This is a genomic window from Pontibacter mangrovi, assembly GCF_006385705.1.
GTDB lineage: Bacteria > Bacteroidota > Bacteroidia > Cytophagales > Hymenobacteraceae > Pontibacter > Pontibacter mangrovi.
The window spans coordinates 243,720-266,359 of sequence record NZ_VFRQ01000001.1; the positions used below are offsets into that span (position 1 = coordinate 243,720).

The window sequence follows — 22,640 nt, forward strand, 5'->3', positions numbered from 1 at the left end:
AATGATGACTACCGCATAGGCAGTCTGTATTAACGCAGGCTACCGCCTGTAGCGGACTGCTGGTGTAGTTGTCCTCAAAACTACCCTCGAAGAGAAGGCAGAAAAAGTCGCACCCTCCGTGGCCGGAGTGTGTTTTATCATGTCAGATGATAAAAGCGCCTTTTTTTTCATTTCTTGACTTAGAATAGTGGGTTTACTTATACCCTTATTAGCAGTGCAAATGTTTCGCAATTGTAACATTAATTGCAAGTGTTTTATCTAATTTATTTAAAAGTTTATACTTAAGGGTTGTTTTATATCATTAAAGGCTTCACTCAGAGCAATCGTTCCATTTCAAAAGCACTGATTGGCTAAATTAGTTGGCAAATCGCTAAATTGCAGCCGCAACTTTATTCCCGCTGCCATACTTTTGTTTTCCATGAAGAAGCTTTCTATCAGAGTTATTATTGGCTTGTTTTTTTCAGTTATCGGTCTGGTATCGCTGTTGTTTACGCGCGATGCCCTGATGGCGGCCATCTGGCTTAGCTTTGGCAATGGATTGGTATTGTCTGACTTACGATTTACGGGTGTGGACGAGGCTGGGAGAACATACGAGAAGCCTATCCCGAAGGCGCGGACCTTTACGGCACTGTTCCTGATTGTGTTGGCTGTGCTGTTGCTGGCCTTCCAGATCTTTATGGATATGAACCGCTAAGCTTTCGGAAGATCATATCCGGCTCTGCAAAACAAAATTTACGTCAATAATCTCCTGCTCCCGCTTTAGCCGCAACCGCAATTTGCTGCCAGGCTTGCTATCGAGCAAGTTCAAGAGCTCCTGCAGCTGCAGCTCATTGCAGTTTTTCCCGTTGATATGAATAAGCTGATCGCCAGGCTGCACGCCCACCATTTTGGCCGGTGAGTCTTCCACTACATTCGAGATAATGTAAAAATTGGCACCGGGCAATGGCGTGCTCACCTCAAAGCCTGCCATGTTATAGTTGAAAGGCTCTTTAAATTTGTGGTTCGGGATGAGGGACATGCGCTTGTGCGGGTAGTCGAAAATCACAGTGAAGCGCTTGAGGATGTCAGAGCCAAGGTTGCCATTTCGCCCGCCCAGGTTCATGGCCAGTTTCACGGCCCCGGTATCGGGATAAGCTGCAGTGGGATTGTCCAGCTGGTAACGGCCAAGCCTAAAACTGCTCAGCCTCCCAATCTTTCCGTTAATGTCTCCGCTAAGCCCACGCCCCAAATAGGCATGCATTACTTTGGGCGGCAGTGTAAGACGCTCGTCGGAGGGCAGGTATAAGGAGAGGCTGTTGCTGGCTCCCGTGTCAACCACTAGCTTTACCTGCAGCGAATCGCCGTTATGCTGCCGGATGCTGCCGTATAGGTATGGCTTGGCGTCTTCTATGTAAAGGGGATACTCTTCAGCGCGCTTTTTTCTCTTTAGCTTAACATCTGGCCTATAAAGCGTTATGGTCTTGTTGCTATAGTTAATTTTTACTATGAAATTTTTAAAAATGTCATAGCCGATGATCCCGTGTACCGGCATCCCCATCCTCAGCGACAGGTCAAAGATGTCTTCCATCAGCACGAACACGGTGTGATGATCGCCCTGGATACCGCGCATGCTCATCATGTTGCCGGTGCTATGGATCGCCTCAATCGTATACCCCTCTCCCAGCCCCCTGAGCTTGATGCGGTTTGCCTCCACCAGCTCCAGCGAATCGGAGAAATTAAGCCTGGTGATGAGCGTGTTTTGAACCCCTGAGTCGAGTATAAAGTTGAGCGGCGGGGAATTGTTGATTTGAACGGGAATGACAATCAGGTTGTGAACCAGCTTAAAAGGCATTGTCATTTTCTTACGGTTTGAGGTAAAATAAACCGTATCACGGGCCTGGGCAGGCTGTGCCTTTACATCGCTGAAAAAGAGACAGAGGCAGGCGCAGAGTATGGCTGTGTAAGCGGCTAATCTCATGGGCGCATCATCTTATGGACTCCTATTGTTCCACCGTACATTTATATACGCATTGCCAGGTCAACAAGTATAGCTTTTCTACTGAAAATTAGCTTGTTACAACACAATTATTGTCTCCCATACATTAGCCCGGATGTATGAAACTTGCATCCTGTTCTGCAGTTTGTGCTCAAACGTTTGCTAGCCGGCATTCAGCTGTGGCTTCTATTGAACTCCTCTAATAAAATCACCCTTTACCGGCTGTACCTACAGCTGGTGTTAAAGGTTAAACAGTAAGTACGATTTGTATTTAATCGATGCTATGAAGCTGCTAAATCTTAGCTGATAGATCATTTTATTCATAAAACACGTGAATTTGCGTGAAAAAAGAGTTACCTTAAGGTATAACTCTTCTGAAATCCGAATTCCATATTTATACTTTACTAAGAAATGCACCTGATTGACCTTACCATATTTGTACTCTACATGCTGGCCATGCTGGGCGTTGGCTTCTATTTTCTGAAAAAGAACGAGGGCGCTGAGGATTATTACGTAGGCGGACGCAGCATGAGCAGCGGGCACATCGGGCTTTCGGTGGTAGCTACCGATGTAGGCGGCGGCTTCTCCATCGGACTCGGAGGACTGGGGTATGCCATGGGGCTATCGGGTTCCTGGATGCTGTTCACAGGCTTGCTCGGCGCCTGGCTGGCAGCGGTTTTCCTTATCCCGAAGGTGAAGGGGAATCCGGCTTTTGCAAGCTTCCTGACGTTTCCGCAGATCTTTGGCCACTACTTTAACGCCCGGGTGGCGCTGCTGGCCGGCATTATTTCAGCCATCGGCTATACTGGCTTTACCAGCTCACAGATTTTAGCAGGTGCCAAGTTGGCCAGCGGTACTTTTATCAACCTCGACCTGAACACTGCCTTGCTCGTGATGGGCATTATAGCAGTGGTTTATACAGTGATGGGCGGCATGAAAGCAGTGATTTACACTGATACGATTCAGTGGATCATCCTTATGGGCGGGCTCATCTTTATAGGCATTCCGGTGTCTTTTCTGGCAGTGGGTGGCCTGGATACACTTAACTTTTCGCAGATCTTTAACCCGGATTACCTGGCAGAGCAGGGCGGCAAAAGTATAACGGCCATACAAACCACCCTTCCCCCGGAATTCCTAAGCCTCACCAACATTACCTGGCAACAAATGGTGAACTGGGGCATTACCATTATCCCGATCTGGTTTGTGGGCATGACGCTGTACCAGCGCATTTACGCCAGCCGCGACGTGAAGACCGCCAAGCGAGCCTGGTACATTGCGGCACTGTTTGAGTGGCCCCTGATGGCGTTTATGGGCGTTGGGCTGGGCATCCTGTCCAGAGTGGCGGCAGAGCAGGGAATGTTCGAGGCTTTGGGTGCCGGCACGATGGTAGACCCTGAAACTGGCCTCCCGATGCTGCTGCGCACGGTATTGCCGGTAGGCTTGATGGGCTTGATGCTCTCCTCCTACTTTTCGGCTATACTTTCCACGGCTGACAGTTGCCTGATGGCTTCTTCGGGCAACATTGTTTCGGATGTGCTGAGCCATTTTTTCAAGATCGACCCTGACGCACCCAAAACCTTAAAGCTATCGCAGCTGGTAACGCTGCTGGTGGGTGCTTTTGCACTGTGGCTGGCCACCATGATGACCAATGTGCTCGATTTGATGCTCTACTCCTATGCCTTTATGGTGTCTGGGCTGTTTGTGCCGGTGCTGGGCGCGCTGTTCTGGAAAAAACGCAGCAGCGTGGCTGCTTTTTGGGCCATGCTGGTCGGCGGATTGGTGACTGTTATACTTCAGATTAACATGGTGGCTGCCCCTGCCCCGGATGCTGACATAACCGGCATAGCGCATACCTTAGTGTCCTACTTTCCGGCCGATGCAAAACAAACCTGGCTCAGTTTAAGCGAGTTTGAGCTGCGCGAATTGGTGCAAAGTACACTTTCTGCGCACAGCATCGTACATATTTCCTGGCTGGGTATCACTTTTGCCCTGCCCTTTAACCTGGACCCGAACCTGTTTGGCTTAACGGCCTCGCTTATACTTTACGTATCGCTTACCCTATTATATCCTGATAAAACAAAGAAAGAAACATGGCAGAAATCAACGGCATCAGCTACAACCGCTATACACCACAAGACCACGCAGGTCTGAACCGGGACGAAGTACTGGACTTCCTTTTTAAGCACCTGGACGAGTACGGCGATAAGCGCGAGGACATCGCCAAATGCATGGACTACGCGCTGTCATCAGCCGAGGGCAAAGGCGGGTCCGTGCTGGTAGCCCGTGAGAAGAATGAAGTAGTTGGCGCGCTCATCCTGAACAATACTGGCATGAACGGGTATATACCAGAGAACATTTTGGTGTATGTGGCCGTGCATGGGCGCACCCGCGGAAAAGGCGTGGGAAAAAACCTGGTGCAAATGGCCATTGACCATACCCAGGGCAGCATCGCGCTGCACGTAGAGCCCCAGAACCCTGCACGGCACCTGTACGAGAAGCTTGGCTTCTCGAATAAATATTTAGAGTATAGACTAATGAGATAACATGGCAGTTCTAAAGCTGTACCACGATAAACTGAAACACAATTACAACCACCTGGATGCGGTGTTCCGGGAGCATGGCATTGACTGGGGCGTTGTCACCAAGCTGCTGTGCGGCCACGAGGCGTTCCTTAAAGAGGTGCTGGCCCTGGGCGTGAAAGAGATACATGACTCCCGGGTGTCTAACCTTAAAACGGTCAAAAAAATGGCCCCGGATGTGCAGACCGTGTACATCAAGCCTGCTCCTAAAAAGAGTATTCCCGACATCATCACGTATGCGGATGTAAGCTTTCAGACGGAGCTGGAGATTATCCGGCTGCTGTCTGAGGAGGCGGTGCGGCAACAGAGGCTGCACAAAATCATCATCATGATTGAGATGGGCGACCTGCGCGAGGGCGTTATGGGCGAGGAGCTCATAGATTTTTATGAGCAGGTGTTTGAGTTGCCGGGCATTTCAGTGATTGGTTTAGGTGCTAATTTTAACTGCCTGCACGGGGTGATGCCCACGCAGGACAAGCTCATCCAGCTGTGCCTGTACAAGCAGATCATCGAAGCCAAGTTCAACCATAAAATCCCGTGGGTATCGGGAGGCACTTCGGTAACCATTCCGCTGCTGTTTAACCACCTGCTGCCCAAAGGCGTGAACCACTTCCGGGTGGGCGAGGCGCTCTTCTTCGGCCTGAACCTGTTCACGAACGAGACGTTTGAGAACATGCACGATGATGTGTTTGAACTGGTTGCCGAGATCATTGAGCTGACCGAAAAACCGATGATACCGAGCGGTATACTGGCGGAGAACCCCAGTGGCGAGAGCTTTGAGATTGACGAGAGCCTGTACGGCAAAACCTCCCACCGCGCCATACTTGATGTAGGTCTGCTCGACATCAACCCCAAGTTTTTATTGCCAAAGGACGAAAGCATCAGTGTGATTGGCGCCAGCTCTGACATGTTGATCGTAGAACTTGGCCAGAACGAGCAAAACTATAAAGTGGGCGATGTGCTGCGGTTTAACCTGCGCTACATGGGTGCTTTAAGTGTGTTGAACTCCCGTTACATTGCCAAAGAAGTTGTAAAGTAACGGACGGGAAAGTATAAAATCATAACAGCCGCAGCCTGCATATCAGGCTGCGGCTCTTTTTATGACCTGTCAAGGAGACAGCAAGGCATCCAGAAAGCCCATGTCTTCATCTCTTTTCTTCACCACCAGCAGCGGAATGTCCATATCGTGGCGAAGCACTTTCTCGGTAACGCTCCCCAGCACAAACAAGGCCGCCGCCGACATGCCCTTCGCCCCCATTACCAACAGGTCGGCGCGGGCGCGCTTTGCCTCCAGCACCACGAGTTCCCCAATATCATCTTCGTCCTCTTGCCGCACCAGCACGAGCTCCGCCCGCTCGCTTAGCTCCGGAAAGTGGTGCAGCAACTTGTCATACTTTTCCTGGGCAAACCCGCGCATGCGCTCATCAAACGCCTCGTAAGTCATACCCAGCGTGCGGTAACCCGTGGGCACCTGGTAGGCATGCAGGCATACCACATGGAGGTGCGGCAGAACGGCCGCCACTTTCAGCACACGCTCCAAGGCCATTTCACTGTAGGCAGAAAAATCGACGCTCACCACCACCCGTTGTAGTTTGGGCACCATATTCTCCGGCACAAACAGCACGCTAACGCGGCTGGTTCGCAGCAGTTTCTGGGGCAGTACGCCAGAGCCGCGCATCCGCAGCTTTCGCCCCATCAGGATCATGTCTATGTTCTTTACGTTCGCCCAGTGAAGCAGCTCTTTAACCGGGGTTCCTTCTTCTACCAGCACCTCAGCTTCTGTCTGTGGCAGACCGGCAAAGGCAGGCCCCACCTTTGTCATCATTACCCCACGAATTCCCTCATCAGCTGGCACCTTCTTAGGCTCTATGCCATGCAGCAGCTCGCCCGGCACTTCCAGACTTTTCTCCACATGTATAAAGTATACTTTCTCTACCTGCAGCTCCTGGCTCAGAAAAGCTGCGTAAGTTATCAATGTATCGTCCATTGCCGTGAGGTCCAGCCCCACCATCAGTCGGTTGATTGTGTCCATGGGTATAAGTTATTTAGGATTGATCATGTAGCTAAGCAATTGAAAACCTGCGTATACTATGCAGCCGTATGCAGAGGAAGGTACACAGGCGATTTTACTTTACATACGCTATCAGGCAAAAAAATATATAGAAATTACAGTTATGTTGGCAGCAATCCTACTTGGCCTTGTTACAGCCGCCGCTGCCCCTCTTCTGTACAGGTGGCTGGGCAAGTGGGTGGTCGTTCCGGTCGCGCTAACGCCCTTGCTGCTTTTCCTGTACTTTTGTGCCTTTTTGCCGCCCGTGCTGCAAGGGCAGGTGGCGACACAACAATACGACTGGGTGCCAGCTTTAGGGATCAACCTGCAGTTCCGGCTGGACGGGCTAAGCCTTCTTTTTGCCTTGCTCATCACCTTTTTCGGTTTGCTGGTTATACTTTACAGCAGTTCCTACCTGGCAGATGACCCGCTGCTGGGCCGGTTCTACCTGTACCTCACGCTGTTCATGACGGCTATGCTGGGGCTGGTGCTTTCGGATAACATCTTCTGCCTGTTCCTTTTTTGGGAGATCACCAGCATCAGTTCTTACCTGCTCATCGGGTATAAACAGGCGGAGAAGGAAGCCCGGGTAGCGGCATGGCAGGCGCTTTTGGTAACTGGTCTTGGCGGTTTGGCTTTGATGGCCGGACTCATCATATTAAGTATAGCTGCCGGTTCCTATACTTTCAGTGGCTTGGTTGGTGTGAGAGACCAGGTGCTGAACCATGTATTTTATCTCCCTGCCCTGCTGCTGATCCTGCTGGGATGCTTTACCAAATCGGCCCAGTTTCCTTTTCATTTCTGGCTGCCCAATGCCATGGCTGCACCCACGCCGGTAAGCGCTTATCTCCACTCGGCCACTATGGTTAAAGCGGGCGTTTATCTACTGGCAAGGCTTTCTCCTGTTTTGGCTGGCACGCAGGCATGGCACGATATACTTACCATTGTAGGAGGCACTACCGTGGTCATAGGAGCACTACTGGCCCTGCAACATACCGACCTTAAAGCCATACTTGCCTACACCACCATCAGCGCACTGGGGCTGATGGTAACGATGCTGGGGATAGGATCAGCCTATGCCGGTAAGGCCTTGCTGTTTTTCCTGCTGGCGCACGCCCTTTATAAAGGCACGCTCTTTTTGGTGGCTGGCAGCGTGGACCACAGCACAGGCACCCGCGAGTTGTTTAAACTGCAACGGCTGGGAGGGCCCATGAAGCTTGCCGGGCTGGCGGCTACGCTGGCTGCCTTATCCATGGCTGGAGTTATCCCCTTCCTGGGTTTTGTAGGGAAGGAGCTGCTGTATGAGGCCTCACTGGAGAACATAGGATTGCTACTCGTGAACATGATGGCCGGTGTGGCGTTTGTGGCTGTCGCGCTGCTGATGAGTTACCATGTCTTTTGGCGAAGAGGCCCTGACAAAACACCATTGCAACATGCTCCCGCTCTCTTCTTAAATCTGCCGCCACTTATCTTAGCTTTGCTGGGGCTGGCATTAGGGGCTACAGTCGGTATTGTTCCGGCACCCCTGCTCCAGCAAGCATACCAGGTTTTAGGTAACAGCCCTGGCGCAGAAATGAAAGTAGGGCTCTGGCATGGCTTTACGCGAGTATTTGGCTTAAGCCTGCTGACGCTGTTGCTAGGCCTATTGCTGTACAATGGACTGAACCGCGTGCGGGAGATCTCCACTGTTCTTGCTCCTGTTTACAAGTATGGCCCGAACGCGCTTTACCATCGGCTGTTTGAGTTGTTTCTGCATGGGGCGAAGGCATTTATACTTAAGCTTCAAAATGGCTACTTGCGCAGCTACGTCATGGTTACCATGCTCTTTTTTTGTGGCCTGATGCTGTTTATGCTTTGGCGCGATTCACCTGGCATTGACCTGAGCAAGCGTGTTTACCAGTTGCAGGAGATGCGCATGTATGAATTGGTGGTAATGTTCCTGGTCATAGCTGCGCTCGTTTTCCTGCTTGGCACCCGCTCGCGCCTGACGTCTATTGTGGTGATGGGCCTGGTGGGGTACGCAGGGGCGCTGTTTTACATACTGTTTGGCGCCCCCGACGTGGCGGCCACCCAACTCCTCATCGAGACCCTGACCGTGCTGATCTTTGTGCTGCTGCTGCATAAACTGCCGGCGTTCACGTATGTATCGCACCAGTTTAAGAAGTATAAGTTTATTGCTGTGTCTATACTTTTCGGCGCCATCATGACCTATGTTATGCTACTCGTGCAGCAACAGGCGCAGCCAAGTACGCTAAAAGAATACTACGGAGACAGCAGCTACGTCCTGGCGCATGGCCGCAACATCGTGAACGTAATTCTGGTAGATTTTAGGGGGTTGGATACGCTTGGCGAGATAACAGTGCTGGCCGTGGCGGCGCTGGGTATTTTTTCGCTGCTGCGCCTTAACCCCGAGAAAGGAGACAAGCCATGAGAACACTGATTTTTGCCACTACGATCCGTTACCTGACGCCGCTGTTCCTTATTTTCTCAGTATACATCCTGTTCAGGGGCCACAACCACCCTGGCGGAGGCTTTATTGGCGGGCTTATCGGTTCCATTGCCTTCGTTTTTCATGTTCTGGCACATGGCCCGGAGCGTACTGCCGGCACATATTTTCAGCTTACCTTTTACCACCAAAGCAGGCAGGAGCACTACAGCTTGCCGCGCCACATGTGGCAGCTGCTGCAGGCAAACACCTGGAACCGCGTAAAACAGGGCAGCCCTTCGCCGTGGCGGTATTACATGCTGCGCGTACGGCCTGCCTATATGATGGCAACCGGGCTACTGGTGGCGGCAACCAGTGGTTTTGCAGGCCTGCTGGCGGGGCTTCCTTACATGACTGGTTTCTGGCTACCCTTTAAACTCCCGTTGGTTGGTGGCCTGGGCACGCCGCTTCTGTTCGATACCGGCGTATACCTACTGGTGCTGGGCATGATACTTAAAATGGTCTTCACGATGTCTAAAGAATAAAACTATGGAAACGCTGCTCCCTTTCATGATTGGCACCCTGTTCGCTGTCGGGTTATACTTTATCCTGCACCGGCATTTGTTCAAGGTCATACTGGGGCTCATCCTCTTTGGGCTGGCCACTAACCTGTTCCTGTTCTTAGTGGGCGGCATCACCCGCGGTAGCAGCGCCATTATTCGCCAACATCATGAAGTAGCCGCAGAACCCTTTGCCGATCCCGTGCCGCAAGCCCTCCTTTTAACGGCCGTGGTGATTGGTTTTGGGATACAGTCCTTTGCCATCGTGCTCATTCGTCGGGTGTACCAGGCGTTTAAGTCAAATAACCTGGATGACATTCGAAAGGAAAACGACACCCGCTGATGGCCCTGACTGGTGCTGTTGCCTATGCTTTTACCAAGCCTTATCACCTTTATTTGAAACCTGCCTCTGTATGCATCCAGATCTACTGCTCGTGCTGCCCTTGCTGATCCCGCTCTACGGAACGCTGCTGTGCCTTTTTCTGTGGCAACGGGAAGTATGGCAATCAATCATGACAGGCGTGGTGCAGCTCTTATGGTTGGGTTCTGTGCTTTTACTGCTGCGGGAGGTGCTGTCTGCCCATGTTGTCTCCACCCAAATTGGAAACTGGCCGGCTCCCTTTGGCATTACCCTGGTGGCCGATATGTTTAGCGTGCTGATGCTGGTGGCTGCGGCCGTGGCGAGCTTGGCTGTTTATTTATACGCACTGCAGGGCCTGGATTTAACCAGGCAGCGGTTCGGGTATTTCCCGCTCCTGTTGCTGCTGCAAATGGGCATAAGCGGCGTTTGCCTTACCGGCGATTTGTTTAATATGTTCGTGTGGTTCGAAGTGCTCCTGATCTGCTGCTTTGCGCTATTAAGCCTCGGCGGAAGCAAATCGCAATTGGAGGGCACGCTCAAGTATGTGACCATCAATTTCCTGGCCTCAGGCTTGCTGCTCTCGGGTATAGGAGTGGTGTATAGCCTGTACGGGTCGTTGAACCTGGCTGAACTGGCAGTGCTCGTGCGGGAGCCTCACCACCCAAACCTGCCGCTGTTAAGTATGGCCAGTGTTTTCTTTTTGGTGGGCTTTGGGATAAAATCAGCAATTTTTCCGTTGTTTTTCTGGTTGCCTGCCTCGTATCACGCTCCCCCCATTGCCATTTCCGCCCTTATAGCGGGCCTGGTAACCAAAGTAGGCATCTATGCCTTTATCCGGTTGTTTACGCTTGTTTTCGTGTCTGATTCGGGAATAACGCTGCCCTTACTGGCAGGGCTGTCTGCTCTGACAATGCTGGTTGGGGTTATTGGCGCTGCCGCGCAAACCGATTTTAAAAAGATCCTCTCCTTTCATATCATCAGCCAGATTGGCTACATGCTCATGGGCCTGGCTATTTTTACGCCATTGGCGCTGGCGGGCAGCATTTTCTTTATCCTGCATAACATTCTTGTAAAAACCAACCTTTTCCTGGTTAGCGGATTGGTGGCGCAGCGTTACCGTACTTTTTCGCTCAAAAAGTTAGGGGGTGTATACTTGCTGCAGCCTGTGCTGGCACTCCTGTTTCTGCTCACGGCGCTGAGCTTGGCAGGCACGCCTCCGCTCTCTGGTTTTTGGGGAAAGCTGATGCTGGCCAAAGGTGGCCTTGAAGCCGGAAACTATATACTGGTAACGGTGTCGCTTGGCGTAAGCCTTATCACGCTTTTCTCTATGACAAAGATCTGGAATGAGGTATTCTGGAAGCCACGGCCACGGACAGACAGACCCGACACCATACTGCCGCCAGTGAGCAAGTTGAGGCGCCGCATGGCTTACCTTCCTGTTGTGTTCCTGTTGGCGTGCATACTGGGCATGGGTATTTTTGCCTCTCCTATTGTCCGCTTTTCAGAACGCGCTGCGGATGGGCTTTTGCAGGTACAGCCTTACACCGATACTGTTTTGGCTAAGAGTAAACCAGAACAGGTAGAAGAAAGTAAGCAGATACATGAAACTGCTCTTCATCCATAGTGCCCTAGCGGGAGCACTGGTCTACGTTTCCTTTAAGCAGAAACTAGGCCTGTTGCCTTACAATGCCGCCACCGCGGTGTTGCTGTTTTTGGTGGTGCTGTTTCTGTTATGGCTGACTTCTTACCTGTACAGGCGGACATATTTCATTAAACTTCCCAAACTGTTTTCGTTCCTTTTTTTCTTTTTCAAAGAGCTGTTAGTGGCTAACCTGAAAATAGCCTACGACATTCTCACGCCTCACTACCGCATGCGCCCCACCGTGCTGGCCCTGCCGCTGGAAGCCAGCTCAGATTTTGAAATAGCGGTACTGGCAAATTTAATAGGCTTGACGCCCGGTACGCTGAGCATCGACGTAAGCCCGGACAGACGCATACTGTACGTGCACACGCTGTACCTGTTCAACGACGATGCCGAGCAAATGAAGCAGCACATTAAAAACGGGTTGGAACGTAAAATCTTAGAGCTAACGACATGAGTATTTTCCAGATAACGTTGGTGGTGGCGATGGTGATGCTAAGCGTTTCGCTGATGCTGACGGCTATTCGCTTTTACCTGGGGCCCACTCTGCCTGACCGGGTGACTTCTTTCGACCTTTTTGTGGCTAACGTGATTGGCATTATTTTGATCTACACGGAGCTTACTGATAACCAGGACTTTATTGACGTGGCCATGATCCTGTCGCTCTTTGGCTTTTTGGGCTCCATTTCGTTTGCTTATTACCTTATGAGAACCACCAAATAACATGGAAATCAACTGGCTTCTTCTCCGCGAAATTATCAGCTGTGCGTTTATACTGATAGGCGTGTCATTTATGCTGATTGCCTCCATCGGCCTGCTTCGCTTTCCAGATTTTTACATCCGGATGTCAGCCATTACAAAAGGCTCTACACTGGGGCTGGGCTTTATTCTGCTAGGCATGGGCATTTACTTTAATCAGGCGGACGTGCTCCTGAAAGTACTGCTTATCATACTTTTTACCTCTGCTACTGCACCGGTAGCGGCCCACGTTATCGGTCGGACCGCGGTGCAGAACAAGATCCCGTTCTGGAACCGCACCGACTTATCAGAATTCAGGGAGTATTTGGCTAAATGGCACCTGGAGCAGCTTGTAAACCAAGACAAGTACCGGGAAGAAGAGCTCGCTAAGAAGCAGAGTGATGAGAGTGAAGTTGCTGATACCGCAGGAAAGGCCTGACAGACTCGGCATACTCGTGGCGTGCTTTAACTGTGGTAAGCACGTGGTCGGGATAAGTCAATGCAGTTAAGCTCCCCCCAAACACACAGCCCGTGTCAATATTGATTGTGTTGTTGCGCCAGCGCGGCTCGTGCACCGGCGTATGCCCGTATACTACGATGGCGTTTCCGCAATAATCCGCAGCCCAGTCCAGCCGTATGGGAAGGCCTTTGTCATCGGTTTCCCCTGTGGTGGGGCCATAAAGGCAAAGCTCGCGCACTACCTTGGAGCTGCGCCCGTGCAGCCGCTCCTCCAGGCCGGCATGCGCTATCACCAGCCTCCCTTCATCCAGAATGATGTGGTGCGGCAAACCGGACAGAAAATGCTTAACCCGTTCCCGGAAAACGGCATCGTAACTTTCCAGCTGCGCCTTCGTGAGCTCCAGCCCATGCCTTACCTGCACATTGCGGCCCAGGAGCATGCGCAGCAGTTTATCGTCGTGGTTACCGCTCACGCAGTACGCTATGCCCGCTTCCACCATGTCCATGACCAGGCGCAACACCTCCGGCGAGTTTGGGCCACGGTCCACTAAGTCTCCCACGAACAAAGCTTTGGCGCCATCCGGAACCTTTACCTCATACTTTGCCAGTTCTTTATCGAACGAGATGTCATAGCCCAGGCGCTGCAGCAGCTCCAGCAGCTCCTGCAGGCACCCGTGCACGTCACCTATAATATGAAAAGGGCCGCTTTCCTCGGGTAGCTCCAGATTAAAAAAAGGATGTTCTAAATTTTGCGTCATAAATATCTTTCTCCTACTCAGGCCCGCAGAACCGCCAGCATGTGCTAAGCAACTCTCAGGGCCATTAATTAAACAGCCTAAGGCAGCGATAGGTTAGGCAGCCGCCTATATTTTTTAAATCTGCGTTTAAAAGAGTGCAAAAATAGTTGGCCTTCGGGTATGGTCTTGCTAATTTTGCAAGAATAAGTTCTGGTGAAAGAATATTAAAAAGCTATAATGCCCTCCTCCTATAGAAGAATCAAAATTCCGCTCCTCTGGCTGCGCCGACATACCTCCAGCCGAGAGTTTATGCTTATTTCGAGTGCTTTGGTGGGGCTTACGGCAGGCATGGCAGCCGTTATACTCAAAACGATTGTCCATTACCTGTTTATAGCGCTTACTTACGGAGGAGGATTGCTGGAAAGGCCCGTCTGGCTGGTCGTGTTGCCATTAATCGGCATCCTTATTACAGTGGTAGTGGTGCAGACTTTTTTCAAGGGGAAGGTTGAGGGCGGCACCGCCGGTATACTTTACAGCATCGCGCAGAAATCGAGCATCGTTCGCCGCAGCAAGATGTACTCTTACGTTATCACCAGCGGCATCACCGCCGGCTTTGGCGGCTCGGCTGGTCTGGAGTCCCCGATTGTTGTGACAGGCTCTGCTATTGGCTCTAACTATGGCCGCTCTTATCACCTGAACTACCGCGAGCGCACCTTGCTACTGGCAAGTGGTGCGGCTGCCGGCATTGCCGCCGTGTTTAACGCGCCTATTGCCGGCGTTCTTTTCGCCATCGAAATCCTCCTGACCGATATCAGCATTTCGGCCTTCATTCCGCTGATTGTGTCTGCCGTGGTCGGAACGCTCTGCTCCAAGCTTATCCTGGAAGAAGACCTGCTGTTCTTTGTGGGGGAATCAGTTCCTTTTTCTGCCGCTAACGTGCCATTTTACGTGATGCTGGGCGCTCTCACAGGTTTAGTGTCGGTATACTATACCCGCACCGTGCATAGAATAGAAAAAGCCTTAGAGCCGCTGGCCGGCAAAGTATACCAGCGCGCCATAGTGGGTGGCTTATGCCTGGGCCTGCTCATCATGCTTTTCCCGCCGCTGTTTGGGCAGGGCTACGAGTCTATTAAAATGCTGGAGCTGGATAATGCCGATATGCTGCTGCGGGACAGCTGGCTTTCCTTCTTCGGCACAAACGAGTGGCTGGTGCTTTGTTTTACCGGTGCGCTTGCCCTGGTAAAAGTTATAGCCTCAACGCTCACGATTGAGTCTGGCGGTAAAGGCGGAAATTTTGGTCCTTCTATGTTTGTAGGCGCCTATACCGGCTACTTCTTCTCGAAACTGGTCAACCTGGTGCAGATCGGGAATGTGCCTATCAGCAGCTTTACGATGGTGGGGATGGCAGGCATACTTAGTGGTGTGATGCACGCCCCGCTCATGGGTATATTCCTTATTGCCGAGATCACCGGGGGCTATACGTTGATGATTCCGTTGATGGTCGTGTCGGCGACTTCTTACGCGGTGGTAAAATATTTTGAGCCTTACTCCCTGGAGGCTAAAAGCCTGGCGCAAAAAGGGCAGCTGCTTACCCATAACAAGGACCGTACGATCCTGCGCATCATGAAGATCCAGCACCTTATAGAGACAGATTTTCAACCGATTTCGCCGGAAGCCACGCTGGGGGAGCTGGTCGAGGTGATCGCCCATTCGCGCCGAAACCTGTTTCCGGTGGTTACCGCCAACGGCGAGCTGGCCGGTGTCATACTCCTGGAGAATATCCGCGAGATCATGTTTAAAACGGAGAAGTATGATATTGTGAAGGTAAAGGAGCTGATGATCAAGCCCCCATCCATTGTGCAGTATGACGACAGCATGGCGGACGTGATGAAAAAGTTTGACGAGTCCGGTGCCTGGAACCTGCCCGTGCTGCGCGACGAAAAATACCTCGGCTTTGTCTCCAAATCCAGCATCTTCACCAAATACCGCAAGCTGCTCATCAAGACCACCAACGTAACCTAATCTTTTTGGATTGAGAGATTTGAGGATGTGCAGATTATTTACTTGGCTGGATTAAACCTATAAGTTCTGGAGCAAAACAGAGTAACTGTCTTTCCTTAGTGCGGGATGTGGCTTATCATCCATTCGTAAGCCTACTTATACTTTACCAGTTGCTGAAGCGCCTTTTTATACTTGCTTAAGTATAATTTCCACATCTTCACATCTCCAAATCTATTCCTCCCTCCACAACTCTCCTTTTTTGATCTTTAGAGGCGAAGGGATGTTGTTGCGGTAGAGCTGTCCGGTGCCAAGGCCTTGTGGCATGGTGAGGCCATACTGCGCCGTGAATTGGGCAATAGCGTTTAGGCCGATGTTCGACTCCAGGGCCGAGGTCATCCACCAACCGATGTTTCTCTCTTCGGCCATCTGAACCCATGCTGCGCTGGAAGCCATACCGCCCACTAATGTTGGCTTCAGGATGATGTACTGCGGGTTTATACTTTCGAGCAAGTCGGCTTTCGCAAGCGGCTCCTGCACACCGATCAGTTCCTCATCCAGGGCGATGGGCACCGGCGTGTAGGCGCAGAGCTGGGCCATTTCCTGCACTTGCCCCTGCTTTATGGGCTGCTCTATCGAGTGGAGTTCATACTTTGCCAGGCGCTCTAGCTTCTTAAAAGCCTCCTGTGGGGAGAAAGCGCCGTTGGCATCCACCCGAACCGTCAGCTGGTCTGCGCCGGCCACCTCTCTTATGCGTTGCAACAGCTCCAGTTCTGTCGTAAAGTCCAGGCTGCCGATCTTCAGCTTCAGGCAAGTATAGCCCGCTTCCAGCTTCTGCTGTATCTGCTCCTGCATAAAATCGCGGTTACCCATCCATACCAAGCCATTGATGGGAATGCCCGCCTCGCCCCGGCTAAAGGCGTTTTCGTAGAGCAGTCCACGGCCGCCGTGCTGCAGGTCCAGCAGCGCGGTCTCAAGTGCAAAGCGTATAGCGGGCCACTCCTGTAGCTGCAGTCCCTGCGGCAGCTCCCCTCCTGCCACAAGCTCCAGCTTACCGCTGTTAACCTGTTTTACCACCTGTTGCAGCTTCTCTTCCAGGTCAGGACGGTAATCAATGCTTAAGCCTGCCAGTGGGGCGCACTCGCCCAACCCAAACACCTCCGGCACCGCATCATCCCATACTTTCAACAAGTATACTTTGTGCTCTTTGATGGCGCCGCGGCTGGTGCGGGCATCAAACTTAAACTGCAAAACATGGGAGGTATAGCTTAGCTGCAGGCTCATACGTTCAGGCTTTTAAAAGGCAAGATAAATCATAATTCCAAGAAATGCCGTAGAGGGATATAAAAGTGCCTTTTGCACTGGATTTATAAGCCGCTTCAGTTCAATAATGAGCGCGTATTTTTTCCCTTTTGATCCGATCTGTAGACTAGCCACATTCTACTAAACAACACATACATGAGCCTACTTACTGCCCCTGCCACACAAGAGCTTCTGGAGCGCTTTAACCAGATTCGGCAACGCACCGAAACCATCTGCGCGCCGCTGGAGCCCGAGGACACCGTGGTGCAGCCTATCGTGGATGTTAGTCCTCCCAAATGGCACATGGCGCATACCAGTTGGTTTTTCGAAACGCTTATACTTCAGCCATACCTGCCATCGTATAAAATTTTTCATCCGCAGTTCGCCTACCTGTTTAATTCCTACTACAACAGCCTCGGCAGCCGCGTGTTGCGCCACCAGCGTAGCACCATTACACGGCCTCCGCTGCGCGAGGTGCTGGCGTACCGCCAACATGTAAATGAGCACATGAACCGGCTGCTACAGGAGCTCCCGGAAGAGAAAGTGGCCGAGCTGCTGCCAATCTTTGAACTCGGGTTGCAGCACGAGCAACAGCACCAGGAGCTGCTCATCACCGATATCAAGTATATTCTGGGCACTAACCCTACCTTACCTGCCTACCTTCCGCGGCCAGCGCAACAGCGGCAAAGCGCCGCTACTCCGGCGCAATTTATGGAAGTGCCGGGCGGCAAGTATAAAATCGGCTACCAGGGCAGTGGCTTCTGTTTCGATAACGAGCTGGGCGTGCACGAAGTATACCTGGAGGATTTTGAGACCATGAACCGGCTGGTGACCAACGGCGAGTACCTGGCTTTTATGCAGGATGGCGGCTACACCGACTTCAGGCATTGGCTGGATGAGGGCTTTGCCATGGTAAAAGAACAGCAGCTGCAGGCGCCTTTGTATTGGGTGCAGCAGGACGGCGAGTGGCACCGCTTCACCTTGCACGGATTAGAGAAAGTGGACCTGAATGAGCCGGTCTGCCACATCAGCTTTTACGAAGCAGATGCGTTTGCCAATTGGTCGGGTAAGCGGTTACTGACCGAGTTTGAGTGGGAGGCGGCCACGCAGGTCTACCCGCCGCAGAAAGGCAATTTTGTAGAGAGCGAGCAGCTGGAGCCTCTAGCGGCTAACCCGCAGGCAGAGGGCGTACAGCAACTGTTCGGCGATTTGTGGGAATGGACGTACAGCGCCTATCACCCATACCCTGGTTTTTCCAAGGCGCCTGGCCCGGTGGGCGAGTATAACGGCAAGTTTATGATCAACCAGATGGTGCTTCGCGGAGGCTCCTGCGCCACACCGTCCAACCATATCCGCACTACCTATCGTAACTTCTTTCACCCTGACAAGCGCTGGCAGTACACAGGTATCCGGCTGGCCGCAAAAAAATAACCTTATGGATTTAATAACACCCTTAGCTCCCATGATAGAACTAGGCCGCCAAAACGATGGCTCCACAGACAGCAGCGCTTTTGCCCGTGATGTGGCGCAAGGCTTAGGTCAAAAACAGAAAACCCTCCCCTCCCGCTATTTCTACGACGGCACTGGCAGCAGGCTCTTCCAGAAGATTATGGAATTGCCCGAGTATTACCTTACCCGCAGCGAGATAGAGGTATTTGAGCAGAACAAGTATGAAATGGCGCGGCAGTTTTCAGGGGGCGGCTTCTTCCATTTGATTGATCTGGGAGCAGGTGATGCGCTGAAGACAAAGATCCTCCTGAAAGAGCTATCCAGTCAGCAAAGCAATTTCGATTATGTACCGGTTGATATTTCCGGGGAGGCCATGAAGCAGCTGTCGGAGAGTTTGCAGCAGGAGCTGCCGCAGGTAGCGGTAGAGGCCGTGGTAGGTGAGTATTTTCAGGCGCTGGAGTGGCTGCAAGAGAACAAATCCGGGCGTAAGGTGCTGCTGTTCCTGGGCTCAAATATCGGCAATTTTGAAACAGAGGAAAGTATAGATTTTCTGCAAAGCATCCGCAGCTATTTAAAACCCGGCGACCGGTTGCTGATGGGCGTAGACCTGCGCAAAAATCCGGATACGATTTTAAAAGCCTATGATGACGCAGCAGGTGTGACGGCCGCCTTTAACCTCAACCTGCTGCACCGCATCAACCGTGAACTGGACGCGGACTTCAACGTAGACCAGTTCTGCCACCATGCCATCTATAACCCACTGGAAGGCGTGATGCGCAGCTTCATCATCAGCAAAGTTGCCCAGGACGTGCATATCCGAAAGGCAAATGTTCGGGTGCATTTTGATGCCTGGGAGGCCATCCACACAGAGAACTCCTACAAGTATAGCCTGCCGCAGGTAGCGGAACTGGGGCAAAAATGCGGCTTTGCGGCTGAAACAGTGTTTTACGACAGCCGGCAAGGATTTGCAGACATACTTTTCAGTGTTCGTTAGAAAAGTATAACTTCACGGCTGCACTTTTTAAATCCATCTTATGGAGGTGATTTCGCTTGCTGGCGGCAGCAGTTACTTTACCAGCCCGGAGCCGGCCGTTTCTGCCGCTGTTGCTGCTCTTCATAACGCTAAAAATGAGTATGGCCCCACCGAAGGGTCTCTGGAGTTGCGCCGCAGCATCTGCCGCAGGTATGAAACTTATGGCCTGGCGCTGCCAGCGGAGCGGGTGCTGGTAACGCCGGGCGTTAAGCAAGCGCTTTTCAACCTTTTCTCAGTGCTGCTGCGCGACGAGGACGAAGTGCTAATCCCGACGCCTGCCTGGTTTGGCTTTCATGAACTGCTTCGCTACAGTCGCGGCAAACTGATGGAGCTGCCCACCCAGGCCATTGATGGGTATAAGCTGACGCCGGAAATGCTACGGCGGAGCATTAGGCCTAAAACGCGCATCCTGCTGCTCACTAATCCTGGCAACCCCACGGGCCGTACATATACCAGGGAAGAACTGGAAGCGTTGTTGCACGTGGTAAACGAGTACCCCGACTTATACTTTGTATCAGATGAAATATATGACTTTGTTACTTACGGCCAGCCTGTTACTCCTGCCCTTTGCTGCGAAGGGGCAAAAGCGGCAAGAACAGTCATCCTAAACGGCTTTTCCAAGTCTTTTGCCATGTCTGCCTGGCGAATAGGCTACATTATCGGCTCAAGCGACCTGATCCGAAAGTGCACCGACTTTCAGGCAGCTACTTTATCGGGCGTCAATGTATTTACACAGGCAGGCGCCCGGGCAGCTATGGAGAAGCGGGAGCAGGAGCTGCCCGCCATGCTGGAGGCGCTGACAGAGAACCGCCGCATCATGCAGAAAGGACTGGATGCCATACCGCACGTGCACTATTATCTGCCGGATGGGGCTTACTACTTCTTCCCTGACCTGAGCTATTACCTGAACCGCACTAGTATTACCGGCGAGCAGCTAAAGACAACGGCTGACCTTTGCCGGTACCTGCGCACTTGCTACAACCTGGAACTTGCCCCCGGCGACAGCTTTGGCTCACCGGGACATGTGCGCATGTCGTTTGCCGTGGAAAAACACCGTCTGCAGGATGCCATGCAGCGGCTCCGGCAGGGGCTTATGCTGCTGATTACTGCTTAAAAGCATAAATCAGGGGTACGTTTTATTCCAGTCAGCAACTATTACTTTATCAGATGCAGGCGCAGCAACTGCCACAAGCTAAGTCACCATTCCGTGCATGAAACATTCATATCCATCAGTGAAATCATAATTAATCACTGGTTTACGGTTATTTCCACTAATTTTGCGGCCGCTTACCCGAGACGCTGTGCTGCATGGATACCTTAACTTACAAAGAACATTTCTCTAAGAATTTTACGCTTGCCTACCCGGTGGTGCTTAGCCAGTTGGGGCATATTCTGGTAAGCGTTTTCGATAGTTTGATGGTGGGGCAGACCGGTACCGTGCCGCTTGCAGCAGCCTCGCTGGGCAACAGTATCTTTACCATCACCCTTGTCTTTGGCCTGGGCGTTTCGCTGAGCCTGACCCCCTTGATCGCCAGTGCAGACGGCCGCCGAAACTACACGCGCATTTCCCTCTTGCTGCTCAACGGCCTGGTATCCAACGTGCTGTTAGGCGTACTGCTCTTTATAGCCGGTTATTTTCTCTCGCCCTACATCACCGTGCTTGACCAGCCGCCGCAGGTGGTGGAGTTGGCCATACCATACATCAACGTGCTGTTCCTGTCCATGGTGCCGCTCATGGCGTTCCAGGCATTTCGGCAGTTTGCTGAAGGTTTATCCCTGACCAAGCAGGCCATGTACATTTCCATACTTGCCAATGGCCTGAACGTGCTCCTCAACTACATCCTGATCTTTGGAAAACTGGGCTTTGAGCCGATGGGACTTCTGGGGGCAGGTTGGGCGACTTTCGTATCGCGGGTGGTGATGGCACTAGCCATGGCACTTTGGGTGCTCTATGCCAAAAGGTTTATCATTTTCCGTCGATTCCTGCGACTGCGCCACCTTTCGTTCATCCACATGTACCGCATTTTTAAGCTTGGCCTGCCTATATCCGGCCAGATGATCTTTGAGATGGGCGCATTTAGCTTTTCAGCAGTGATGATTGGCTGGCTCGGGGCAAAAGAACTGGCAGCACACCAGATAGCCATCAACGTAGCCTCTGTTACGTACATGATGGCCAGCGGCATTGCCGCTGCTGCCACCATCCGGGTTAGCAACCAAAAAGGGCTCGGAAACTACAAGGCGATGCGTATGGCGGGCTACAGCAACCTGCTCATGGGAATCGTTTTTATGACGACAACCGGTTTGTTAATGGTTGCCTTAAACCAACAGATCCCGATGCTATACATTGATGACCAGGCGGTGATAGAACTTGCTGCCGGGCTGTTGGTGATCGCGGCGCTTTTTCAGATCTCGGATGGAGTGCAGGTAGTAGGTCTTGGCGCGTTACGGGGCCTGGAAGATGTACGAATCCCTAGCCTTATTTCGTTACTGGCATACTGGGTGGTGGGGCTGCCGGTAGGTTACCTTCTCTGTTTTAAAGCCGGATACGGTGCGCTTGGCATCTGGATGGGTCTTTTAACGGGCTTGACGATTGCTGCTATCTTGCTCACACTGAGGTTTAAAACCTTGAGCAGAAAGATTATGCTTCGGTAAAGTACAAATTCTGGCACTTTTTAACGGTTGCCTCTGTTGCCCTAGCACAACTGTTTCAACTTTTAGCCAAAGTTATACATGCTTACCTTTACTTTATTCCTGTCGTTATGGGCAAGAATACTGATGCCCTTGCTACACCTGTTTGGCAATGGGTCAGTGCATGCCACCTCTACTCCTTCTTCTTCTGCCACTACGGAAAGTGCTATACTTGAGCAGGTTACATGGTCAGAGAAACGACCTTTGGCCTGGGCCGACTTCAAAGGCCAGCCCGACGATGCCAACCCGCACCATGCCCTCACTGCCGCTAACCTGGCCGTAGATGCCAGTTGCAAAAACAACCAGTTCAGCTATGATGTCAAGTGCGTTTTCCTGCCGCATGCATCCTGGACGAAAAATAATGCTTCCGATATTCTTCTGGCGCACGAGCAGCTTCATTTTGACCTGACCGAGGTACATGCCCGTATGCTTCGTAAAGACCTCAAACAACTTGACTGCTCCGGGGTAAAAGCAGATTTGAAGCCGCTGGTATCAAGGGCTTTCCAAGACTGGAAAGCGGAACAGCGCAAGTTTGACGAGGATTGTCAGCACGGATTGGACAAGGAAAAGCAGCAGGAGTGGTCGGCCGCCATTTCCAAACGCTTAATACAGCTCCAAGCTTACCGTATAGAAAAGTAGTTGTC

Annotated in this window: 21 protein-coding genes; 17 read left to right on the forward strand and 4 right to left on the reverse strand. The window is 51.8% G+C overall.

All coding sequences use genetic code 11. The features are described from left to right. The first annotated feature begins 418 nt into the window (after nucleotides 1–418). On the forward strand, nucleotides 419–694 hold the full coding sequence (locus FJM65_RS01070; RefSeq protein ID WP_140618497.1) for a hypothetical protein: 276 nt from the start codon (nucleotides 419–421) through the stop codon (nucleotides 692–694). A gap of 12 nt (nucleotides 695–706) precedes the next feature. Here FJM65_RS01070 and FJM65_RS01075 read toward each other — a convergent pair whose 3' ends face one another. Next, entirely contained in the window at nucleotides 707–1,837 is a 1,131-nt protein-coding gene (locus FJM65_RS01075) for an aspartyl protease family protein (RefSeq protein ID WP_239022783.1), read from the reverse strand. A 549-nt stretch (nucleotides 1,838–2,386) separates the two neighbouring features. Between FJM65_RS01075 and FJM65_RS01080 the strand changes: the two genes are divergently transcribed. Genes FJM65_RS01080 through FJM65_RS01090 form a run of 3 tightly spaced genes read left to right on the forward strand, consistent with a single transcriptional unit; the run spans nucleotide 2,387 to nucleotide 5,593 of the window. Further along, nucleotides 2,387–4,126 (forward strand): sodium:solute symporter family protein, encoded by a 1,740-nt coding sequence (locus tag FJM65_RS01080; RefSeq protein WP_140618502.1) that lies wholly within the window; start codon nucleotides 2,387–2,389, stop codon nucleotides 4,124–4,126. Next, entirely contained in the window at nucleotides 4,066–4,518 is a 453-nt protein-coding gene (locus FJM65_RS01085) for a GNAT family N-acetyltransferase (RefSeq protein ID WP_140618504.1), read from the forward strand. Before FJM65_RS01080 ends, FJM65_RS01085 begins: the two co-directional genes overlap by 61 nt. A 1-nt stretch (nucleotide 4,519) precedes the next feature. Then, complete coding sequence (locus FJM65_RS01090) at nucleotides 4,520–5,593, forward strand: alanine racemase (RefSeq protein ID WP_140618506.1); 1,074 nt, start codon at nucleotides 4,520–4,522, stop codon at nucleotides 5,591–5,593. A gap of 69 nt (nucleotides 5,594–5,662) precedes the next feature. On the opposite strand, the gene FJM65_RS01095 is transcribed toward FJM65_RS01090, so the two are convergent. Further along, a complete protein-coding gene (locus FJM65_RS01095; protein WP_140618508.1) occupies nucleotides 5,663–6,586 on the reverse strand; it encodes a universal stress protein in 924 nt (307 codons plus the stop codon). Between the two features lie 142 nt (nucleotides 6,587–6,728). Between FJM65_RS01095 and mbhE the strand changes: the two genes are divergently transcribed. From mbhE to mnhG, 7 genes are all read left to right on the forward strand, one after another. After that, the gene (mbhE, locus tag FJM65_RS01100; RefSeq protein ID WP_140618510.1) at nucleotides 6,729–9,035 is read left to right on the forward strand and encodes a hydrogen gas-evolving membrane-bound hydrogenase subunit E; all 2,307 of its coding nucleotides are present in this window, start codon (nucleotides 6,729–6,731) and stop codon (nucleotides 9,033–9,035) included. Then, entirely contained in the window at nucleotides 9,032–9,574 is a 543-nt protein-coding gene (locus FJM65_RS01105) for an MnhB domain-containing protein (protein ID WP_140618513.1), read from the forward strand. The genes mbhE and FJM65_RS01105 overlap by 4 nt, the downstream gene beginning before the upstream one ends. Nucleotides 9,575–9,578: 4 nt before the next feature. After that, a complete protein-coding gene (locus tag FJM65_RS01110; protein WP_140618515.1) occupies nucleotides 9,579–9,932 on the forward strand; it encodes an NADH-quinone oxidoreductase subunit K in 354 nt (117 codons plus the stop codon). A gap of 70 nt (nucleotides 9,933–10,002) precedes the next feature. Next, nucleotides 10,003–11,574 carry a proton-conducting transporter transmembrane domain-containing protein gene (locus FJM65_RS01115; RefSeq protein ID WP_140618517.1) on the forward strand — a complete coding sequence of 524 codons (1,572 nt, stop codon included), beginning with the start codon at nucleotides 10,003–10,005 and terminating at the stop codon, nucleotides 11,572–11,574. After that, nucleotides 11,552–12,049 carry a Na+/H+ antiporter subunit E gene (locus tag FJM65_RS01120; RefSeq protein ID WP_140618519.1) on the forward strand — a complete coding sequence of 166 codons (498 nt, stop codon included), beginning with the start codon at nucleotides 11,552–11,554 and terminating at the stop codon, nucleotides 12,047–12,049. The genes FJM65_RS01115 and FJM65_RS01120 overlap by 23 nt, the downstream gene beginning before the upstream one ends. After that, nucleotides 12,046–12,315: a monovalent cation/H+ antiporter complex subunit F gene (locus tag FJM65_RS01125; protein WP_140618521.1), complete on the forward strand. Its 270-nt coding sequence runs from the start codon at nucleotides 12,046–12,048 to the stop codon at nucleotides 12,313–12,315. Before FJM65_RS01120 ends, FJM65_RS01125 begins: the two co-directional genes overlap by 4 nt. Before the next feature lies 1 nt (nucleotide 12,316). Beyond that, a complete protein-coding gene (mnhG, locus tag FJM65_RS01130; RefSeq protein WP_140618523.1) occupies nucleotides 12,317–12,769 on the forward strand; it encodes a monovalent cation/H(+) antiporter subunit G in 453 nt (150 codons plus the stop codon). Here mnhG and FJM65_RS01135 read toward each other — a convergent pair. After that, nucleotides 12,717–13,547, reverse strand: coding sequence for a metallophosphoesterase (locus tag FJM65_RS01135; protein ID WP_140618526.1), 831 nt, complete (start codon nucleotides 13,545–13,547; stop codon nucleotides 12,717–12,719). The two genes, mnhG and FJM65_RS01135, sit on opposite strands and share 53 nt — an antisense overlap. A gap of 216 nt (nucleotides 13,548–13,763) precedes the next feature. Between FJM65_RS01135 and FJM65_RS01140 the strand changes: the two genes are divergently transcribed. After that, entirely contained in the window at nucleotides 13,764–15,548 is a 1,785-nt protein-coding gene (locus FJM65_RS01140) for a chloride channel protein (protein ID WP_140618529.1), read from the forward strand. 210 nt (nucleotides 15,549–15,758) lie between these two features. Here FJM65_RS01140 and FJM65_RS01145 read toward each other — a convergent pair whose 3' ends face one another. After that, the gene (locus tag FJM65_RS01145) at nucleotides 15,759–16,808 is read right to left on the reverse strand and encodes an o-succinylbenzoate synthase (protein WP_140618531.1); all 1,050 of its coding nucleotides are present in this window, start codon (nucleotides 16,806–16,808) and stop codon (nucleotides 15,759–15,761) included. A gap of 174 nt (nucleotides 16,809–16,982) precedes the next feature. On the opposite strand from FJM65_RS01145, the gene egtB reads away from it, so the two are divergent. From egtB to FJM65_RS01170, 5 genes are all read left to right on the forward strand, one after another. Further along, the gene (gene egtB / locus FJM65_RS01150) at nucleotides 16,983–18,257 is read left to right on the forward strand and encodes an ergothioneine biosynthesis protein EgtB (RefSeq protein WP_140618533.1); all 1,275 of its coding nucleotides are present in this window, start codon (nucleotides 16,983–16,985) and stop codon (nucleotides 18,255–18,257) included. Nucleotides 18,258–18,288: 31 nt separating this feature from the next. Next, nucleotides 18,289–19,269, forward strand: a complete 981-nt coding sequence (gene egtD / locus FJM65_RS01155) for an L-histidine N(alpha)-methyltransferase (protein WP_239022784.1) — start codon at nucleotides 18,289–18,291, stop codon at nucleotides 19,267–19,269. Nucleotides 19,270–19,309: 40 nt separating this feature from the next. Then, entirely contained in the window at nucleotides 19,310–20,422 is a 1,113-nt protein-coding gene (locus FJM65_RS01160) for a pyridoxal phosphate-dependent aminotransferase (protein WP_140618537.1), read from the forward strand. 194 nt (nucleotides 20,423–20,616) lie between these two features. Further along, nucleotides 20,617–21,960 carry an MATE family efflux transporter gene (locus FJM65_RS01165; protein WP_140618539.1) on the forward strand — a complete coding sequence of 448 codons (1,344 nt, stop codon included), beginning with the start codon at nucleotides 20,617–20,619 and terminating at the stop codon, nucleotides 21,958–21,960. Nucleotides 21,961–22,083: 123 nt separating this feature from the next. Further along, complete coding sequence (locus tag FJM65_RS01170; protein ID WP_239022785.1) at nucleotides 22,084–22,635, forward strand: DUF922 domain-containing protein; 552 nt, start codon at nucleotides 22,084–22,086, stop codon at nucleotides 22,633–22,635. Nucleotides 22,636–22,640 lie beyond the last annotated feature (5 nt).

Coding starts and splice junctions, on each gene's coding strand:
- FJM65_RS01070 (WP_140618497.1), top strand. CDS start 419: ATGAAGAAGCTTTCTATCAGAGTTATTATTGGCTTGTTTTTTTCAGTT.
- FJM65_RS01075 (WP_239022783.1), bottom strand. CDS start 1,837: ATGACAATGCCTTTTAAGCTGGTTCACAACCTGATTGTCATTCCCGTT.
- FJM65_RS01080 (WP_140618502.1), top strand. CDS start 2,387: ATGCACCTGATTGACCTTACCATATTTGTACTCTACATGCTGGCCATG.
- FJM65_RS01085 (WP_140618504.1), top strand. CDS start 4,066: ATGGCAGAAATCAACGGCATCAGCTACAACCGCTATACACCACAAGAC.
- FJM65_RS01090 (WP_140618506.1), top strand. CDS start 4,520: ATGGCAGTTCTAAAGCTGTACCACGATAAACTGAAACACAATTACAAC.
- FJM65_RS01095 (WP_140618508.1), bottom strand. CDS start 6,586: ATGGACACAATCAACCGACTGATGGTGGGGCTGGACCTCACGGCAATG.
- mbhE (WP_140618510.1), top strand. CDS start 6,729: ATGTTGGCAGCAATCCTACTTGGCCTTGTTACAGCCGCCGCTGCCCCT.
- FJM65_RS01105 (WP_140618513.1), top strand. CDS start 9,032: ATGAGAACACTGATTTTTGCCACTACGATCCGTTACCTGACGCCGCTG.
- FJM65_RS01110 (WP_140618515.1), top strand. CDS start 9,579: ATGGAAACGCTGCTCCCTTTCATGATTGGCACCCTGTTCGCTGTCGGG.
- FJM65_RS01115 (WP_140618517.1), top strand. CDS start 10,003: ATGCATCCAGATCTACTGCTCGTGCTGCCCTTGCTGATCCCGCTCTAC.
- FJM65_RS01120 (WP_140618519.1), top strand. CDS start 11,552: ATGAAACTGCTCTTCATCCATAGTGCCCTAGCGGGAGCACTGGTCTAC.
- FJM65_RS01125 (WP_140618521.1), top strand. CDS start 12,046: ATGAGTATTTTCCAGATAACGTTGGTGGTGGCGATGGTGATGCTAAGC.
- mnhG (WP_140618523.1), top strand. CDS start 12,317: ATGGAAATCAACTGGCTTCTTCTCCGCGAAATTATCAGCTGTGCGTTT.
- FJM65_RS01135 (WP_140618526.1), bottom strand. CDS start 13,547: ATGACGCAAAATTTAGAACATCCTTTTTTTAATCTGGAGCTACCCGAG.
- FJM65_RS01140 (WP_140618529.1), top strand. CDS start 13,764: ATGCCCTCCTCCTATAGAAGAATCAAAATTCCGCTCCTCTGGCTGCGC.
- FJM65_RS01145 (WP_140618531.1), bottom strand. CDS start 16,808: ATGAGCCTGCAGCTAAGCTATACCTCCCATGTTTTGCAGTTTAAGTTT.
- egtB (WP_140618533.1), top strand. CDS start 16,983: ATGAGCCTACTTACTGCCCCTGCCACACAAGAGCTTCTGGAGCGCTTT.
- egtD (WP_239022784.1), top strand. CDS start 18,289: ATGATAGAACTAGGCCGCCAAAACGATGGCTCCACAGACAGCAGCGCT.
- FJM65_RS01160 (WP_140618537.1), top strand. CDS start 19,310: ATGGAGGTGATTTCGCTTGCTGGCGGCAGCAGTTACTTTACCAGCCCG.
- FJM65_RS01165 (WP_140618539.1), top strand. CDS start 20,617: ATGGATACCTTAACTTACAAAGAACATTTCTCTAAGAATTTTACGCTT.
- FJM65_RS01170 (WP_239022785.1), top strand. CDS start 22,084: ATGCCCTTGCTACACCTGTTTGGCAATGGGTCAGTGCATGCCACCTCT.